At 59.9% G+C, this 17,699-nt stretch carries 14 protein-coding genes and 1 riboswitch; of the genes, 6 read left to right on the forward strand and 8 right to left on the reverse strand.

Annotation, left to right across the window (positions count from 1 at the left end):
- The first annotated feature begins 142 nt into the window (after window positions 1-142).
- Window positions 143-1,102, forward strand: a complete 960-nt coding sequence (locus CKV89_RS02700; protein WP_324603352.1) for a histidinol-phosphate transaminase — start codon at window positions 143-145, stop codon at window positions 1,100-1,102.
- 63 nt (window positions 1,103-1,165) lie between these two features.
- On the opposite strand, the gene CKV89_RS02705 is transcribed toward CKV89_RS02700, so the two are convergent.
- Entirely contained in the window at window positions 1,166-1,624 is a 459-nt protein-coding gene (locus CKV89_RS02705) for a hypothetical protein (protein WP_154657671.1), read from the reverse strand.
- 84 nt (window positions 1,625-1,708) lie between these two features.
- Here CKV89_RS02705 and CKV89_RS02710 point away from each other — a divergent pair, with 84 nt between their 5' ends.
- Window positions 1,709-3,742 carry a cytochrome c oxidase assembly protein gene (locus CKV89_RS02710; RefSeq protein ID WP_028327503.1) on the forward strand — a complete coding sequence of 678 codons (2,034 nt, stop codon included), beginning with the start codon at window positions 1,709-1,711 and terminating at the stop codon, window positions 3,740-3,742.
- 23 nt (window positions 3,743-3,765) lie between these two features.
- Here CKV89_RS02710 and CKV89_RS02715 read toward each other — a convergent pair whose 3' ends face one another.
- The 5 genes from CKV89_RS02715 to thiO form a co-directional block, all read right to left on the reverse strand.
- Window positions 3,766-4,260, reverse strand: a complete 495-nt coding sequence (locus tag CKV89_RS02715; RefSeq protein WP_028327504.1) for a 6TM ABC transporter family protein — start codon at window positions 4,258-4,260, stop codon at window positions 3,766-3,768.
- A 78-nt stretch (window positions 4,261-4,338) separates the two neighbouring features.
- Window positions 4,339-5,499, reverse strand: a complete 1,161-nt coding sequence (gene moeB / locus CKV89_RS02720) for a molybdopterin-synthase adenylyltransferase MoeB (RefSeq protein ID WP_028327505.1) — start codon at window positions 5,497-5,499, stop codon at window positions 4,339-4,341.
- Window positions 5,496-6,275, reverse strand: a complete 780-nt coding sequence (locus CKV89_RS02725) for a thiazole synthase (protein ID WP_028327506.1) — start codon at window positions 6,273-6,275, stop codon at window positions 5,496-5,498. The genes moeB and CKV89_RS02725 overlap by 4 nt, the downstream gene beginning before the upstream one ends.
- Window positions 6,276-6,277: 2 nt before the next feature.
- The gene (gene thiS / locus CKV89_RS02730; RefSeq protein ID WP_028327507.1) at window positions 6,278-6,526 is read right to left on the reverse strand and encodes a sulfur carrier protein ThiS; all 249 of its coding nucleotides are present in this window, start codon (window positions 6,524-6,526) and stop codon (window positions 6,278-6,280) included.
- A gap of 22 nt (window positions 6,527-6,548) precedes the next feature.
- Window positions 6,549-7,694 carry a glycine oxidase ThiO gene (gene thiO, locus CKV89_RS02735; RefSeq protein ID WP_051277619.1) on the reverse strand — a complete coding sequence of 382 codons (1,146 nt, stop codon included), beginning with the start codon at window positions 7,692-7,694 and terminating at the stop codon, window positions 6,549-6,551.
- Window positions 7,685-7,802: riboswitch (TPP riboswitch) on the reverse strand. Its footprint overlaps the gene before it by 10 nt.
- A 15-nt stretch (window positions 7,803-7,817) precedes the next feature.
- Here thiO and thiE point away from each other — a divergent pair.
- Together thiE and CKV89_RS02745 are read left to right on the forward strand one after the other, a co-directional pair.
- Window positions 7,818-8,492: a thiamine phosphate synthase gene (gene thiE / locus CKV89_RS02740; RefSeq protein ID WP_084441246.1), complete on the forward strand. Its 675-nt coding sequence runs from the start codon at window positions 7,818-7,820 to the stop codon at window positions 8,490-8,492.
- Window positions 8,493-8,650: 158 nt separating this feature from the next.
- Window positions 8,651-9,490 carry a hypothetical protein gene (locus CKV89_RS02745; RefSeq protein ID WP_028327509.1) on the forward strand — a complete coding sequence of 280 codons (840 nt, stop codon included), beginning with the start codon at window positions 8,651-8,653 and terminating at the stop codon, window positions 9,488-9,490.
- 94 nt (window positions 9,491-9,584) lie between these two features.
- On the opposite strand, the gene CKV89_RS02750 is transcribed toward CKV89_RS02745, so the two are convergent.
- Together CKV89_RS02750 and CKV89_RS02755 are read right to left on the reverse strand one after the other, a co-directional pair.
- On the reverse strand, window positions 9,585-9,866 hold the full coding sequence (locus CKV89_RS02750; protein ID WP_028327510.1) for a DUF1540 domain-containing protein: 282 nt from the start codon (window positions 9,864-9,866) through the stop codon (window positions 9,585-9,587).
- 285 nt (window positions 9,867-10,151) lie between these two features.
- Window positions 10,152-11,612, reverse strand: a complete 1,461-nt coding sequence (locus CKV89_RS02755; protein WP_084441186.1) for an amino acid permease — start codon at window positions 11,610-11,612, stop codon at window positions 10,152-10,154.
- Between the two features lie 190 nt (window positions 11,613-11,802).
- On the opposite strand from CKV89_RS02755, the gene CKV89_RS02760 reads away from it, so the two are divergent.
- Window positions 11,803-12,570 (forward strand): IclR family transcriptional regulator, encoded by a 768-nt coding sequence (locus CKV89_RS02760; RefSeq protein ID WP_051277671.1) that lies wholly within the window; start codon window positions 11,803-11,805, stop codon window positions 12,568-12,570.
- A gap of 155 nt (window positions 12,571-12,725) precedes the next feature.
- On the forward strand, window positions 12,726-17,666 hold the full coding sequence (locus CKV89_RS02765) for an NAD-glutamate dehydrogenase (RefSeq protein ID WP_051277620.1): 4,941 nt from the start codon (window positions 12,726-12,728) through the stop codon (window positions 17,664-17,666).
- The last annotated feature ends 33 nt before the right edge of the window (window positions 17,667-17,699 follow it).

Genomic DNA, 17,699 nt, shown 5'->3' on the forward strand with positions numbered 1-17,699 from the left:
CGACCCGCCCTCGAGGGAGTCGTCTCCTACAAACCCGGCCGCCCCCCTCAGCAGGCAGAGGGCGTCGACGCATTCAAAATGAGCAGCAACGAAAACCCCTACCCCCCCGCTGCCATCTGTCATCAATGTCATCAACCACGCCGTGGCGCACCTCAACCGATACCCCGGCATGGACATGCACGACCTACGCACTGCCCTAGCCACCCGCTGGGACGTCAGTCCCGATCACATCATCCCCGGCGCCGGTAGCTCCGGAGTACTCCAACAACTCGTCACCGCCACCGTAGAAACCGGAAAAGAAGTCATCTACGCCTGGCGCTCCTTCGAGATGTACCCCATCCTCATCGCCCTCGCCGGAGGACGCTCCGTCCAAATACCCCTCCTACCCGACGGACGCCACGACCTAGAAGCCATGGCCGCCGCCATCACCCCCGAAACCAGCCTGATCCTGCTCTGCACCCCCAACAACCCCACCGGCCCCATCATCACCCACCGCGAAGCCACCGACTTCCTCGAACGCGTCCCCTCCGACGTACTCGTCGCCATCGACGAGGCCTACATCGAATTCAACCGAGACCCCGCCGCCATCGACAGCAGCGCCCTCCTACGCAAATACCCCAACGTCATCATCCTGCGTACCTTCAGCAAGGCCTACGGACTTGCTGGCCTACGCATCGGCTACGCAGTCGTCTCACCCGCATCCGCAGACACTCTCACCAAAACACGCCTGCCATTCGTCGTCACTGACATCGCCCACGACGCCGCAGTCGCCTCTCTAGCCGCCGACGAAGAACTCGCCGAACGTGTCGATACCATCGTCGCCGAACGCGAACGCGTAGAAGCAGCCCTAATCGACATGGGCTGGAAATTCCCTCACTCCGAAGCCAACTTCGTCTGGCTTCCCCTCGGCAACGCCACTGAAGCATTCGTCGCCGCCTGCGAAGCAGCCCACCTCACCGTCCGTCCCTTCGCCGGTGAAGGCGTGCGCGTCTCCATCGATATCCCCCAAGCCAACGACACATTCCTCAATGTCGCCCGCGAATTCGCCGACCAAGGTCTGCTGCCCACCGACGCAAGCACACCCATCACCCGAACCAACTAAGACTCAGGTGGTGGTGGCTTCGGTTCGTGGCGCCGAGGCCACCACCACCTTGACCAGGTACCGCTACACCTGACCACCTTCACCCACAACGTCCTCGTCCACGATCGGCGCCGACTCCAATACCCGCCGCATCCAACTGACCATGAACCCGGTGAAACACACCGCCAAAAACATCAATAACGCCGCATCCGACACGGCACTCCACCCAGCCACATGCAACATCCCGCCACGCTCCACCACTGATAACTCAGCCCCCTGCTGCGGAGCAAACAACCCCGGATCGTGAATCACCCGTACCTGACCATCAGGCCACTGCGCTCGACACACCCCATTCACACACCCCAGCGACCGTGCTGTCACAACATCATCGGCCGACAGCCACGACACCGCCGACCACGACACCACCACCGCGCGCATCCACAACAGTGCCGTCAATAACGACACCACGAACAACATCACCACCGGCAATGCTCGAGACACATGAGCACCCAAAGACCTGCGAGCAGGACGCAGACGGGACACAGACATACGCCCCTATCGGCTCAGCCACCCACGCCGTCAAGACGAACAACAGACCTGCAGCCTGCTCAGACTTAGGCTGGGAACATGCCTACCCCGCCCCGCAACAAAGACAAAGCCACCACCCGCCCCGGGGCACAACACCACCCAGGCACCCCCTTTGCCACCATCACCACAGCCAGCCTGATTACCTGGCCCGTCGCCGTGCTGGCCACTATCCTCGCTGGATGGCTCGGCGGAGCTCTCGCCGGTGTCCCCGGCTTCGCCGACGGCGGACCCACTGCTGTGTGGGGCGTACCGATTGCCAAAACCGTTCACGACATCAGCGCCGCTATCACCATTGGCCTACTTCTGATGGCCGGAACCATCATCCCAGAACGGGCCACTACCCAACGCCGTCGCACCGCCTGCCGTATCGCTGTCACTACTGGCATCCTGTGGACCGTCTCCGGCGGTATTCACATGCTTCTTCTGCTCTCTAACGTTTCTGGCGTTCAGCTCTCCTCACCTCTTTTTGCTGGACAGCTGCCCTTCCTGTGGGAGATCGATCTTTTCCGCGTCTACTTGTTCTCCTGGGGATTCGCTATTGGAGCGACCGCCCTGGCCACATGCGCACGCACCGTGAACTCCATTACCTGGGCAGCTGCCCTAGGGGTTATTGCCCTAGCCATTCTTGCTTTGGCCGGGCACGCCGCAGGTGCCGCTGCTCATGACACGGCCGTTAACTCTCTAGCAGTTCACATCATTGGCGCTTCTGTATGGTTCGGCGGTCTGGTGGCTCTAGGCATACTGCGGCCGCTGCTCAACCGTGATTTCGGTACGTCGGTACGCCGCTATTCTGCTTTGGCGGGGTGGGCTTATTTCGGTGTGCTTGTCTCGGGAATTTTGGCGGCATCTTTGCGACTGACCGGAATCGGTGACCTGACCAGTCAGTATGGGCTTATTCTCCTGGCTAAGTTGGTTCTGGTGGTGGTGCTTGGCGTTGCTGGCTGGATGATGCGCAGGTGCATCATCGCTGAAGTTCATGACGGTGACTCTTCAGCAAAAGCTTTCGTGCGTTTGGCTATGACCGAGATTGTGCTCATGTCAGTTGCGATGGGTTTGGGATCGGCGCTTAGCCGTACAGCTCCTCCTGTTGCTCAAGCAGAATCTCCTGACCCAGCTGTTTCCATCACTGGGTATCCACTTCCTGCCGAGCCCCTTACCGGAGCGACATGGTTTACCGCTTTCCGGATTGATTGGCTTTTCCTTACGGTGGTTGTTCTCGCCGTGGGGTTGTATTACGCCGCTGTAGCGCGGTTGCACCGTCGGGGAGATCGGTGGCCAGTTGGCCGCACGATCTGGTGGACCCTTGGATGGTTGTTTTTCTTCTGGGTGACCAGTGGTGCACCAGCTATATACGGGCGAATTATGTTTTCTGCGCACATGCTGCAGCACATGACTTTGACGATGGGGATTCCGTTGTTCTTAGTGCTGGGTGCGCCGTTGACGTTGGCGTCTCGGGCATTGAAAGCGCGGCGGGATAAAACCCTTGGGCCCCGCGAGTTCTTGTTGTCGACGGCGCATTCGCGCTGGATGGGATTTTGGACCAACCCGATTGTGGGTGCGGTGAACTTTGTTGGTTCGATCTATGTGTTCTATTTCACCGACTTGTATGAGTTGGCGTTGACCACTCACGTGGGACATATCGCCATGGTTGTGCACTTCATGGCCGCTGGGTATGTGTTCGCGTGGTCGTTGATCGGTATTGATCCGGGCCCGAATCGGTGGGCTCCCAGTCTTCGTTTGGTGTTGTTGTTTGCCACGATGGCGTTCCACGCATTTTTTGGGGTGGCAATTATGACGGCGGCGAATGTGATTGCCGGGGATACTTTCCGGGCATTAAAGGTGCCGTATGTGACTGATCTGATTGCCGATCAGCGTGTAGGTGGTGGGATCACCTGGGCTATTGGTGAGATTCCGATGCTGATTTTGGCGTTGGCGGTGGCAGTGGTGTGGATGCGAGCTGATGAGGGGGAGGCACGCCGTAAGGATCGTCAAGCGGATCGAGATGGTGATGCGGAGTTGCGTGCCTATAACGAAAGGCTTGCGGCGTTGCGCAGCCGTGGTGGTCAGGGGTGAGGAAGGTGTGAGGGGCGCCTTGTTTATGGGGTGTCGTCGTCGGTTGTGTCGGTGTGTGGTTGTTGTGTTTTCTGGGGGCCGATGAGGGCTCCTAGCAGGGGAGTCCAAAAGATTTGCCCAGACCACAGCAGCCATAGGCACATACCGATCAATGGTTGGAAGGGGGAACTGTTGCCAGTGGTGGCTAGCAGGGGGATGGTTTCGAGGATGCCGACGGCCAGGGCGCAGGCGAGTAGGACGGCGGCGTTGATGGTGGCGAATTGTCGTCGGCTGGCGCGCCACCAGCGTGGGTGTTTGCGTGAGCGGAACCACCACGCGATGAGCACTGGGCCGGTGACGATAGGGGATACGGGCCAGGTGCTTAGTAGCAGGCTGGTCATGAGGTTGGTGGTGATGAAGCTTGGGTTGGGGCTGGCGAGCAGGGCGGTGCCGATGGCTAGGAGCCATGCTCCGGTGAGGGTGAGGATGGCGCGGGTGAGGTCGGGTATGCCGGTGGTGGTGCGCGGTGTGGTCCCCACGTGGTGTGTCTCCGCTCGGGATGTGGTTGAAAGGTTGGTCGTGTGTAGGACCGGTTGAGGTGGGGTTGGTGTTCCCGGTTAGTAGCGGGGTTTGTGGGGTTCGATGTGTTCGATCCAGGCGAGGATGCCTCCTTGGAGTTGCCAAACGTCGTCGCGGCCGGTGTTGAGGAGGGTGGTGAGTGCTTCGGTGGAGCGGGCGCCGGATTTGCAGAAGAGGATGGCGGGTTGGTGGGTGGGGACGGTGGTGGGGTTGGTGATGATGTCGTTTTTGGGGATGAGGGTGGCGCCGTCGATGGTGACGAGTTTGTGTTCGGTTGGTTCGCGGACGTCGATGAGGGTGAATTCGATGGTGCCGTTGGCGCGGTCGTCTAGGAGGGTGTGGAGTTCGGTGGGGGTGATGGTGTGTTCGGTGATGAGTGGTTGTGGTGGTTGGGTGCAGGTGGTGGGGTAGGTGGTGAGTGTGGTTGTGGGGGTGCGGTTGGGGTCGGGGTGGATGGTTAGTTCGTTCCAGGTTCCGGTGAGGGCGTTGTGGATCATGAGGCGGCCGATGAGTGGGGTGCCGATTCCGGTGATGAGTCGGATGACTTCCATGGCCATGGCTGATCCGATGGAGGCGCAGAGGGCTCCGAGTACTCCGGCTTGGGCGCAGGAGGGGACGCTGTTGGGGTTGGGGGGGTCGGGGAAGAGGTCGCGGTAGACGGGGCCTTTGCCGGGCCAGAAGGTGGATAGTTGACCGTCGAAGCGCAGGATGGCGCCCCATACGCAGGGGGTGTTGAGGATTTCGGTGGCGTCTGCGATGAGGTAGCGGGTGGCGAAGTTGTCGGTTCCGTCGACGATGATGTCCCAGCCGGTGAGGATGTCGAGGGCGTTTTCGGGGGTGAGTCGTTGGTTGTAGGTGGTGATGTTGATGGTGGGGTTGATGTCGGTGATGGCGGTGCGGGCGGAGTCGACTTTGGTGGTGCCGATGTTGTTGGTGGTGTGGATGATTTGTCGTTGGAGGTTGGATAGGTCGACGGTGTCGTCGTCGATGATGCCTAGGTGTCCGATGCCGGCGGCGGCGAGGTAGAGGAGGATGGGTGATCCTAGGCCTCCGGCGCCGATGACGAGTACTTTTGCGTTGAGTAGTCGTCGTTGGCCGAGGGTGCCTAGTTCGGGGAGGATGGCGTGGCGTGCGTAGCGTTGGGCTTGGTGGGGGGTGAGTTCGGGGGCAGGTTCGACCAGTGGCGGGTAGGTGTTCATGGTGTAACCATGCCTGTCGTGGGTGATGATGCGTGGGCGTGGATGCGTTGGGGGATGCGTCCGGCGTGGCGGGCGAGGTAGCCAGCTTCGACGGCGTGGGCGAAGGCGCTGGCCATGTGGGTGGGTTGTTGGGCGCGGGTGACTGCGGTGGCGAGGAGGACGGCGTCGCAGCCTAGTTCCATGGCGCGGGTGGCGTCGGAGGCGGTTCCGATTCCGGCGTCGAGGATGACGGGCACGTGTAGGCGGTGGGTGATGAGTTCGATGTTGTGGGGGTTGAGGATGCCCAGGCCGGTTCCGATGGGGGCGCCTAGGGGCATGACGGCGGTGCAGCCGAGGTCGGCGAGGCGTTGGGCGGTGATGGGGTCGTCGTTGGTGTAGGCGAAGACTTTGAAGCCGCGGTTGACGAGTTGTTCTGTGGCGTCGATGAGTTCGATGGGGTCGGGGAGGAGGGTTTGGTCGTCGGCGATGACTTCGAGTTTGATCCAGTCGGTTTCGAGTGCTTCGCGGGCGAGTTCTGCGGTCAGGAGTGCTTCGAGTGCGGTGCGGCATCCGGCGGTGTTGGGCAGGATGCGGATGTTGAGGGAGCGTAGGAGGTCGAAGAGGGATCCGGTTTGGGTGGGTGTGTAGCGGCGGATGGCGACGGTGGTGAGGTTGGTGTGTGAGGCGATGAGTGCTTCGCGGAGGATGTCGAGGTTGGGTGCGCCGCCGGTTCCGGTGATGAGTCGGGAGGTCAGGGGGGTGTTGTCGATGGTGAGTGGGGGGATGGTGGGGGTCATGGTTAGCCTCCTTGGACGGCGGTGACGATTTCGATGCGGGCGTTGGGGCCGGGGATGGTGGTGGCCCAGTTGCTGCGGGGGATGATTTCGTTGTTGAGGGCTAGGGCGATGCCGAGGGTGGTGCCGGTGGGGGTGTGGCCTTCGGGGGTGATGGTGTGGCCGGTGATGTGGGTGATGATGTCGCGCAGGGTGGTTGTGGTGGGCAGGGTGTGGGGTTCGCCGTTGATGGTGATGGTGATGGTGGTGTTCATGGGGTCCTTTGGTGGTGGGTGGTTAGGGGGTGGTGGTGAAGCGGTGGGGTGTGAAGGCGGTGATGTCGGGTAGTGGGTGGGTGGTTGGTGGTGTGGTGATGGTGGCGGTGATGGTGGCGCCGATGGCGGGGGCGAGGAGGATGCCGTTGCGGCCTAGTCCGGTGGCTAGGGTGATGGTGGTGCTGATGGGGCCTAGGAGTGGGGCGTTGTCTTTGGTGACGGGGCGGGGTCGGGCGATGGTTTCGGTGATGGTGAATTCTTCGATGCAGGGGAGGAGGCGGATGCCGTCGCGTAGGAGGGTGTGGATGCCGCCGGCCTGGACGTGGGGGGTTTCGTTTTCTCGGGTGGTGGCGCCGAGGATGAGGTTTCCGTTGGTGCGGGGGACGAGGTAGATGGGGTTGCCGTTGACGTGTCCACGGATGATGTGGGTGAGGTTGTGGCGGAGGTTGGGTGGGGGTGTGAGGCGGATGACTTCGCCGTAGGCGTTGCGGATGAGGCCGGTGAGGTTTAGGGGTAGGCCGCTTAGCTGGGTGGCGTTGGTGGCGTTGGCGATGATGGCGTGGTCGGTGGGGATGGTGTGGCCGTTGGTGAGGGTGATGCCGGTGACGGGGCTGGTGGGGTCGGTGTTGTCAGTGTGGGTGATGCCGGTTGCTGGGGTGGTGTGGATGGGGATGTTTGCGTTGGTCAGGGTGGTCAGGAGTGCGTGGGCTAGGAGGCGGGGGTCGACTTGGTGGTCGTGGGGGGCGTGGAGGGCGCTGGAGATGGAGGGGGTGAGGAGGGGTTCGATTTTGCGGGCTTGGCGGGTGGTGAGGGGGGTGAGGGTGAGGCCGAGGCTGTGTGCGTAGGTGGCGAGGTTGTGGAGGGTTTCTCGGTCGGCTGTGTCGGTGCCGATGTGGAGGGTGGGGGTGTTTTGGTGTCCTGTGGGTAGGTTTGTGGTGGTGAGGCGGTGGATGAAGTGGGGGTAGAGGGCGGCGGAGGCGAGCATGAGGGGGGTGAGGTGGTGTTCGTTGTAGGTGGTTTCGCTGGTGGCTGCGAGCATGCCGGCGGCTGCGTGGGTGGCGCCGTTGGCTGGGGTTGGGTCGATGAGTTCGACGTGTGTGCCTGCTTCGTGCAGGTGCCATGCGATGGATAGTCCGATGATGCCGGCGCCGATGATGGCGATGCGCACAGCTTCCTCCCTTCGCCGGTGTTAACCGGACAGGTTCGAGCGGTCGGTGGGCGCTTTGGTTGCGTGCCACCCTCTCAGCCCGTTTGTGGGGCTCCCGCGGATGCTGCGGTTTACCGTACCTGCATGGCTTCTTGTGAGGGTGTTGGGTTGGAGAATTCGGGTGTGGATGTTGTTCGTCGGTTGGGGCGGGCGCGGTTGTATTTGTGTACGGATGCGCGGGGTTCGGCGGGGGAGTTGCGGGATTTTGTGCGGCGGGTTTTTGCCGGTGGGGTGGATGTTGTGCAGGTGCGGGATCGGTCGATTTCGACGGCTGATGAGGTGGAGGCGTTGCGGATTGTGCGTCAGGAGGCGCGTGCGGCGGGGGCGTTGTGTGCGGCGAATGATCGTGCTGATGTGGGGTTGGTGGCTGGGGTGGATGTTGTGCAGGTGGGGCAGGAGGATTTGTCGCCGGTGCAGGTGAAGTCGGTGTGTCCGGGGGCTTTGGTGGGGGTTTCGACGCATTCGCGGGAGCAGTTTGTTACGGCGATGGCTGCGCCGGAGGTGGATTATTTCTGTGTGGGGCCGGTGTGGGCGACGCCGACGAAGCCGGGGCGTGCTGCGGTGGGGTTGGGTTTGGTGGCTGAGGCTGCGCGGGTGGGGTCGGGTAAGCCGTGGTTTGCGATCGGGGGTGTTGATGTTTCGTCGGTGAAGCGGGTTGTGGATGCTGGTGCTGAGCGGGTGGTGGTGGTTCGGGCGTTGACGCAGGCTGATGATCCTGAGGGTGCTGCGCGGGCGTTGCGTGCGTGTTTGCCTGGGTGAGTGTGGGTGGTGGTGGCTGGTTGTTGGGGCGGGCTTATAGCGGTTATTTGCGTTGTGACGCAATGAATTTGCCAAAGATTAAGAAGATCGTTCGATAGGGGTGGTCAACTGACCGACTCGCAACTAAAGTTAGGCTTACCTTAATGAGGAGGCGATACATGGCCGTCAACCCAACACCGAGCATCTGCTCCAACGCGCGAGCAACGTCCCTGGCACGACGTCTCGTGGGTGGCGAGGGTGCGGCAACGCTGATGCGCTATCGGATCGACCCCGAGTCCTGCCTCGAGGTCGCAGCGCATGGTTTGGATTCAAAGGGCCGGATCCTGCTCGCCTTCTCGCGTCATTCCGGCATGGGTGCCCCATCGACAGACGTGCTCGAGGAGGTCCGAGTCGACATCAGACTCGAATCCCCTGACCCACGCGTACGAATCCTCGCGGCAACACTGCACTACCTGGGGGTGTTGCAGTGGATCCCCGAGGATGAACGCGACGGGTGGGCCAACAGTCCTGGGATTCCGGAAGACGTGGCCGCGGTAATCGAGGCCGGCGGCGCGCTCGCAGTCGTGAACATCAATCGGGTGCTAGTTCATGACAGTGCGGGAGTGGCGCCGGTCTCGGCCATCGCGATGAAAAACTACCCGGTTTCGCCATTGTGTGGACCGGGGGTGATGGGCAGTCTTGAGGCCCACGATGCTGTTTTATCTTTCCCTAACCATGAACTTCGAGCCGTCATTACTGCTGTGGTGGAAGGTCTTGCTGATGGTGACGTGCTTGATGAGCGCCCATCTCATGGGGGCTGTGAGCACACCCAGGATCGCGTCTATTGCGTAGATGTTGATTCCACCGGCATTACGCTCATGCACATTGGTCCGCTTGGGGGGATGAGTCGGATCGTTCACGTCGAACTTCCCGCTGCCGCCACGGTTGAGGATGTCCAAGCCACGTTGGCAGCAGCGGTTTCTCAAGCTCGGTCTCATCGCGTCCATCCGCGCATGTGATTGAGATCAAAAAGTGCGTGGCCCCCATGCTGGTGGGGGCCACGCACTTTTAGGCACCTGTTTTTATGACGCCAGTAATTTCAGCTGTGAGAGCTCAGGCGTTGCTGTAGTGCTCGCAGGTCGCGGTGTCGCCGCCGATGCTGATGGCTTCGGCAGTGCACATTAGGTCAGTGTTGTGGGTGCATTCCAGGCGCTGGCATGCACCGACACGGCCGTTGGCGTCAGTGAGTCCGCCGCGGGCGTCGAGGGCAATGAAGGTGCCGCAGGAGGCGGTGCCGTTTGTGCCACCAACGGTGATTGCGCCAGCGGTGCAGCCGGAGTCATTGAAGGAGCAAGAAGTGGTGGTGCAGGAGGAAATGATTGGAAGCGTGGACATGGTGCCTACTTTCTGAGAAAGGGTTGTGCTGTCCGCAGGTCTGTTGTTTTCAGGTTAGGGAACCGTTTTCGCAGCGATAGTGAGGTGAGGCTGCCCTCAATGCTGCTGGCGGGCAGTGTGATGGGGTTCGTAAGTCTCTGAGCTGGGTGCATATTCGGGCAGTGGGGTGGTCTCATTTTCCGTGAAGTGACCTAGATCACATATGTATCCATGGATGTATAGACGAGGGGCGGTGTTGTTGCGCTTCCCATGACAACACCGCCCCTCGTAGTGCCTACAGGCAGATCAGGATTCCCCTGGAGTCTTGTCTTCAAGCGAAGGCTGCCGTCGACCATGCTCAGGAACCAAGGTGAAATACGCGATCGTGAGCAGGGAGACCCAGATCAATCCCACCCACAAGGCCACTCGCGTATCAGGGAACCAACCAATCACGCCCACGACAAACACAAGAAACGCGAACGTTGCCCACGTGCCGACAGGGTGGAACGGCACCGGGTACTCAGACTCCTGCAGGCCCCGCTGCTTGATCTCCCGGCGCATCGCCAAGTTCGACAACAAGATCATCAGCCACACAAGCACCGTCGCGAACGTCGCAATTGAGGCGATAATTTTGAATACGTTCTCGGGGATAACCGCATTAAGTACAGCCGCCACCGCTAATGCCGCGCACATGACCACTACGGTCATCCATGGGACACCATTCTTTGATACTTGGGCAAACACTTTCGGTGCCTGTCCCTGCTGAGCCAATCCGTATAGCATGCGGCCAGCGCCAAAAGTGTCTGAATTAATCGCAGAAACTGCAGCCGTAATAATGATCACGTTAAGAATCGAAGGCGCAGCAGGGACTCCAAGCGTAGAGAAAATCTGCACAAATGGACTTGAGTCGCCAGTAATTCGATTCCATGGAACTAGTGACATGATGACAATCATAGTGAGTACGTAGAAAATCAAAATACGTACCGGAACAGATCCCACTGCCCGCGGAATTGCCCGCTTAGGATCAGATGCTTCACCTGCAGTGATGCCAACATTCTCTACTCCACCGAAGGCGAAAACCACAATCGACAAAGATGCGATAATTCCAGCCATTCCTGTAGGGCTGAAGCTGCCGTGATCAAAAAGATTGTGCGGTCCCACGGCTACCCCAGGTTCAAAGGTGATTCCTTTAAACATGAGGAATGATCCACCAATAATCATCGCGACAATCGCACTGACCTTCACGATCGTTAACCAAAACTCGAGCTCACCAAAAACTTTGACGTGCCGAGTGTTCACGGCTCCGATAAAACAGATCACAGCTGTGACCCAAATCCAGCGAGGCGTTTGCGGCCACCAAAAAGCCATATAAACAGAAAAAGCAGTCACATCCGCGACCGCAACAACGAGCATCTCGAAGGCATACGTCCACCCGGTTAAAAACCCAGCAAACGGACCCATGTAGCGAGCTGCATACTGCCCAAAAGATCCCGAGACAGGGTGCCGGACAGCCATCTCACCCAAAGCGCGCATCACCATATACACGGCAGCGCCCGAGGCGAGATACGCCAAAATCACCGCAGGGCCAGCAGCCTGAATAGCCGCGGCTGAACCGTAGAACAGGCCTGTTCCGATAGCCGAACCGAGCGCGATGAAAGTGATGTGTCGCAGGGTGAGGCCGCGCGTAAGTTCGCCATGCTCATGCACCGTCGTGGCTGTGGTCGTGGCGTGTGTTTGTCCACCGTTGGGGTTGTTCGGTTTGGACATGTGGGCCCCCTCTCCAATGAATTGACACGATGCGATCGTTCGACAATTTCTACCGCTCCCAGCAAATACACACTGAGATCGACCAATTCTGTGCCGTGAACTCGTTATCGTGCGGATGGTGTCGCACCAGAACACGGTCGGCAACATGAAAACAACGTAGGGAGTTCGTGTGGCTCAAGTTCCCGCCGCGATGAGTGCTCTTAGGATTCTGCGCTATTTAGGGACGAGACGGGGACCTGTTTCAGCTGCGTCAATCGCAACAGCACTTTCTTTGCCTCGATCCAGTGTCTATCACCTGCTTGCCGCACTCATCGAAACTGGTTTCGTTGTCCACCTTGAAACCGAACATCTCTACGGAGTAGGGCCAGCCGCAGCTGAACTTGGAACTGCCTACTCCCGGCAGGTACCCATCGCCCGTATCGCCACCCCAGTCCTCGATGCCCTCGTTGAACGCATAGGAGAAAGCGCTCACTTATCGGTCCTTCTAGGCCAAAACGTTGTCTACGTATCCGAAGTACGAGCCCCGCGACGTCCCATGCTCGTCTCAGAGACAGGCGTACGCCTGCCCGCGCACCTGACCGCCAGTGGCCGGGCCATCCTTGCTGCACTACCTGCCAAACAAATCCGCGCCCTCTACCCCGATGCCGCATCCTTTCCGCATAGCAGTGCTGACAAAACCAGTTGGTCTCCAGGGCGTCTGCGAACCACCCTCCAAAAGGTCCGTGCCCGCGGCTGGGCTGTTGAACGAGGCGAAATCACCGCTGGCATGAGTAGCGTCGCGGTCGCCATCCATGACCACCTTGGATGGCCTTGCGCAGCACTGGCTTTCACCGTCGAAGATGAGCGCCTTCCTACAGAGCGCGAGCCCGCTCTCATTAATGCCCTGCGTGCCGTCGCGAACAAACTCGAAAACACCCTCTGCGCAGAAAACTCACCCCGCGCCCACCCCAGTGCTTAAGGCAAGTCTGAAATACGAGACAGCAAAACAGTGTTGATCCACCATCGGCGCCTCAACCAATGGTGGGATACGGTCAGCCGCGGTCTGCCAATGTCGGGAGACTGAATGCCGGGTAGCCCGCGACCACAGCGTGTATACACCACGAAAGGGACGTCATGGGCAAAGACCAGGCTCTGCGCGCAAGTCACCTCGAAGCAGCCGCCGCCACCATCGCAGCCGCAGCACACGTAGGAGACCGCAGCGGCGTTGAGACCATGACCACCTACCTCGAACGCTTCTACCACCACGTTGCTACCGAGGAACTCCTCACCCGCACCCCCGAAGAACTCGCCGGCGCCGCAGCATCCATGCTCGCCACCGCCCATCAACTCACCACCAGCACCCGCGAACGCGTCCGCGTCTTCACCCCCACCGTTGAACGTGACGGCTGGGCAAGCGGCCACACCGTCGTCCACGTCGCCACCGACGATGCCTCCTTCCTCGTTGACTCCTTGCTGGAACACCTCGAACACACCAAAACCCGCGTCCACTTCATTGCTCACCCCCAGATCTACGTACGCCGCGACGACGAAGGAACCCTCACCGACGTCGTCGATGTTGCCTCCGGGGCACAAACAGACCCCACCCCCACCGACGCCCTGCGCGAATCTTGGATCCACATCGAAATCGACCGGCTCAACGACCACGCAACCGAAGAAAATCTCGCCGCTGAACTCCTCAACGTCGTCCGCGACGTCCACGCCGCCGTCGACGACTTCGATGCTCTCGAAGCCCGCGCCATAGAAATCCGCGACAACCTCACCGAAAACATTCCCAACGTCGACCCCGACACCGTCCACCGTGCCCGATCCCTCCTGGACTGGGTCGCCGGAGGACAATTCATCTTCATCGGCGCCGCCGACTACACCGTCGAACGGCAGCAAGACGGCCACGGCCGTGACACCGTCGAGCTACGTCGCATCCCCGAAAGCGGTCTAGGCATCCTCTCGTCCCGACGCTCACCTGAAACCACCATCGACCACGCCAAGATCCTTACTGGCGTTGCCGCACAACTTGCACTCAAACCCGTCGCCTACGTCTTCACAAAAGCCAACGCCACCTCCACCGTCCACCGGCGTGTGCGCCTCGAGTACATCGGCATCAAACAATTCGACACCGCCGGAAACGTCACCGGCGAACGTCGCATCATCGGCCTGTTCACCGCCCCCGCCTACGTCTGGTCCGTCACCTCCCTGCCCTACGTCCGCGACAAAGTCCAAGCTGTCATCCACGAAGCCGGCTACGTCCCTGACAGCCACCTCAGCAAAGACCTCCTCGCAGTCCTAGAGTCCTACCCCCGCGACGACCTCTTCCACGGCACCGTCGAACACATCACCGCAGTCGCCACCGCCGTCGTCCACCTGCGAGAACGACGACGAACCCGACTCTTCCTGCGCCACGACCCCTTCGGCCGCTATGTCACCGCCCTCATCTACCTACCCCGCGACCGCTACAACACAGACGTACGCATCCGCATCCAAGACATCCTCATGTCCGCCTTCAACGGCGACGAAATCGAATACCGCACCCGAGTCAGCGACGCCTCCTTAGCTCAGATTTACGCCATCGTCCATGGCGTCGACGCCTCCGATGCGCGCCAAATCGACCTCAATGAACTCGAAGCCCGCATCGTCGAGGCCACCCGAAACTGGGACGAAGGCTTCGCCGAAGCCGCCACCGCCCGCTTCGGCGAAGGACCCGCCGCCGCCATCATCGCCCGCTACGGGCGAGGGGTCGATCAGGTCTACAAAGCCGACGTAGCCCCCCGCGTCGCTGTGGCTGATGTCGTGGCTCTCGAATCCTTCGAACACGAACCCGAACGTTCCATCCGCCCCGTTGTCCACCAAACCCCCGGCGCACCCAATAACCAGCGCCGCATGAAAATCTACGCCCGCCAAGAAGTCTCTCTATCCGACCTTGTTCCTATCCTCCGTGACACCGGCGTACGCGTCACTGACGAACGTCCCTACCGCCTTCACCGCGCCGACGGGACCTCTTTCTACGTTTACGACATCGGCCTATCCATTCCCGACAATGTCACCTGGCGCCGCGGCACCGGACGCGTCACCGCCAGCCGTGAAACCTCCACTCTGGCCTTCGAAGACCTCGTCGCTGATGTATGGGCAGGCCGGGCCGAATCAGACTCACTCAACGCCCTCGTCCTACGAGCAGGCCTAACTGGCGACGAAATCGCCGTGCTGCGTGCTATCACCTCCTACATAGCCCAAGCTGGATCGACCTTCAGCCGCCAATACGTCGAACAAGTTGTCCTCGACAACCCCGAGCTCGCTGCCACTTTGCTGCGCTACTTCGAGGCCCGTTTCGACCCCGAGGCCTTCCCAGGCGGCACCGATAACCCAGCGCGTATCGACGCCGTTACCGCTATCGAGAGCGAACTCATCGACAACATCGCTCACGTAACCTCCCTCGATGAAGACACCATCTGGCGTCGCTTGCACTCCGTCGTTGCATCCACCGTCCGCACCAACCGATACGCTCACCGCCGCGTCGACACCCTCGCCTTCAAACTTCACCCGGCAGGCATTCTTGGCATCCCCGAACCCGTTCCTGCCGTAGAAATCTGGGTCTACAGTCCTCGCGTTGAAGGAACCCACTTGCGCTTTGGTCCCGTTGCTCGCGGTGGGTTGCGCTGGTCAGACCGCCGAGAAGATTTCCGCACCGAAATTCTGGGCCTGGTCAAAGCCCAAATGGTCAAAAATGCCCTCATCGTCCCCACTGGATCTAAAGGCGGTTTCTACGCTAAGCGTCTGCCCGCTGCGACAGACCGTGACGCCTGGATGAACGAGGGAATCGCTGCTTACAAGCTTTTCGTTTCCTCCCTTCTAGATGTCACGGACAACCGCACTGACGAGGGAATTCACACTCCTGCAGGTGTGCTCCGCTATGACGAAGAAGACCCCTACCTCGTTGTCGCAGCCGATAAAGGCACAGCCCGCTTCTCTGATATCGCCAACGACATCGCCGTCGACTATGGATTCTGGCTTCAAGACGCCTTCGCTTCTGGCGGGTCAGCTGGATACGACCACAAAGGAATGGGTATCACCGCACGAGGCGCCTGGGTCTCTGTGCAACGTCACTTCCGTGAACTAGGCATCAACGTTCAAACCCAAGATTTCACCGTTGTTGGTATTGGTGACATGAGCGGCGACGTCTTCGGTAACGGCATGCTGCTGTCTGAACACATCCATCTCGTCGCTGCATTCGACCACCGCCACATTTTCTTGGACCCCACTCCCGATGCAGCGGCCACATACGCTGAACGGCGGCGCATCTTCGATCTTCCTCGCTCCTCCTGGGATGATTTCGATCGCGCCCTGCTCTCTAAGGGAGGGGGGATCTACCCCCGTACCGCTAAACGCATTGACATCAGTGAACAAGCAGCTACAGCGCTCGGACTGGAAAACACGAGCTCACTGACACCCTCCGAGCTCGTCGCGGCCATCCTGCGCGCACCCGTTGACCTCCTGTGGAACGGCGGTATCGGTACCTACGTCAAAGCCACCACCCAAACCAACGCCGAAATCGGTGACCGCGCCAACGACGCAGTCCGTATCAACGGCAACGAACTACGAGCACGTGTTGTCGGAGAAGGTGGAAACCTCGGCTTGAGCCAGCTTGGCCGCATCGAAGCAGCTCGTAACGGCGTTCTTCTCAACACTGACGCTATCGACAATGCTGCTGGCGTCAACACATCTGACCACGAGGTCAACATCAAGATCCTGCTGGGTGATATCGAACGCACCGGAGATCTCACCCGAAAACAGCGCAACGAACTCCTTGAGTCCATGACTGAGGAAGTCGCCGCAGCCGTCTTGCACGATAACTACGAACAAAACGTCCTTTTGGGCAACGCGCGTATGCAGGCTCCCGCTATGGCAGGAGCGCACGCTCGCTTTATGGACGCTTTGGAGAAAACCGGACAACTTGACCGGAGCCTCGAATTCCTTCCATCGCACGAGGAATTCGCTGCTCGTCTCAGCCGTGGTGAGGACCTCACTTCACCTGAGATGAGTGTCCTTGTCGGCTACGCCAAGATCTCCCTCAAGAACGCGCTTGGCAGCGCCCGTTTGCCGGATGACCCGTGGCTTGATCGCTATGTAGAGAAGTACTTCCCTAAAGCACTACGAGAGCGATACGGAGATCGTTTCTCTGAGCATCCGCTTCGCCGCGACATCATCATCAATGTTCTTGTTAATGGCCTGGTTAATCGCGGTGGTGTTACGTTCGTGCACCGGTGTCAGGAAGAAACTGACGCCACAGTTGAACGTATCGTCGCGGCGTATGTGATCGCCTCTGAGGTGTTTGGGCAGCGTGCTTTCGCTGAACGTGTCCAGGCGCTAGACAATGAGCTTGCTTCCACTGCTCAGACCACACTTCACCTAGAGTTCCGGCGTCTCATTGATCGAGCGGTTCGGTGGATTGTCACTAACCGGCCGCCGCATTTGAACATTGGTGACGAGATCGAGGCTTTTGCCCCCGTCGTGGAGTCACTGCATGATCGGGTACCGGATCTTCTTACTGGGCCTCAAATCGATGAGTTCCGCGAAGATGTTTGCGCCCGCATCGATAGTGGTCTTCCTGAGGATCTTGCCCGTGATGCTTCAGCCTTGATCTTTGTTTTCTCGTTGCTCGATATTGCCGAGATTGCTGTGAATACTGGTGTTGACCCAGCTGAGGTGGCCTCGATCTACTATGCGGCTCTTGGCCAGATCCGTGTTGGTGAACTGCTTGTTCGGGTAGAAGCCCTCGATCGTGACAACAGGTGGGATTCCCTGGCCCGCCAGGCTCTGCGCGATGATCTTTATGACGTGCTTCGCAGTATCACCACAGTTGTTCTGGAGTCCGAAGCCGGCGAGGGCGATGCAGCTGATGCTCATGAACGTGTGCGTACCTGGGCTCAGGTCCACGCTGATGTTCTTTCTCGTCTAGACGGGATCATGGAAGCCATTGACACGATGCCAGAGGCTGGTCTTGCGCCTGTTTCGGTGGCTGTGAGAAGTCTGCGTGGGGTGATTCGCACTACATCTGCGCGGTGAAAGCTCTGCAAATGTAAAAGGAGATCCGCACCA

Source organism: Dermatophilus congolensis, from assembly GCF_900187045.1.
Lineage (GTDB): Bacteria > Actinomycetota > Actinomycetes > Actinomycetales > Dermatophilaceae > Dermatophilus > Dermatophilus congolensis.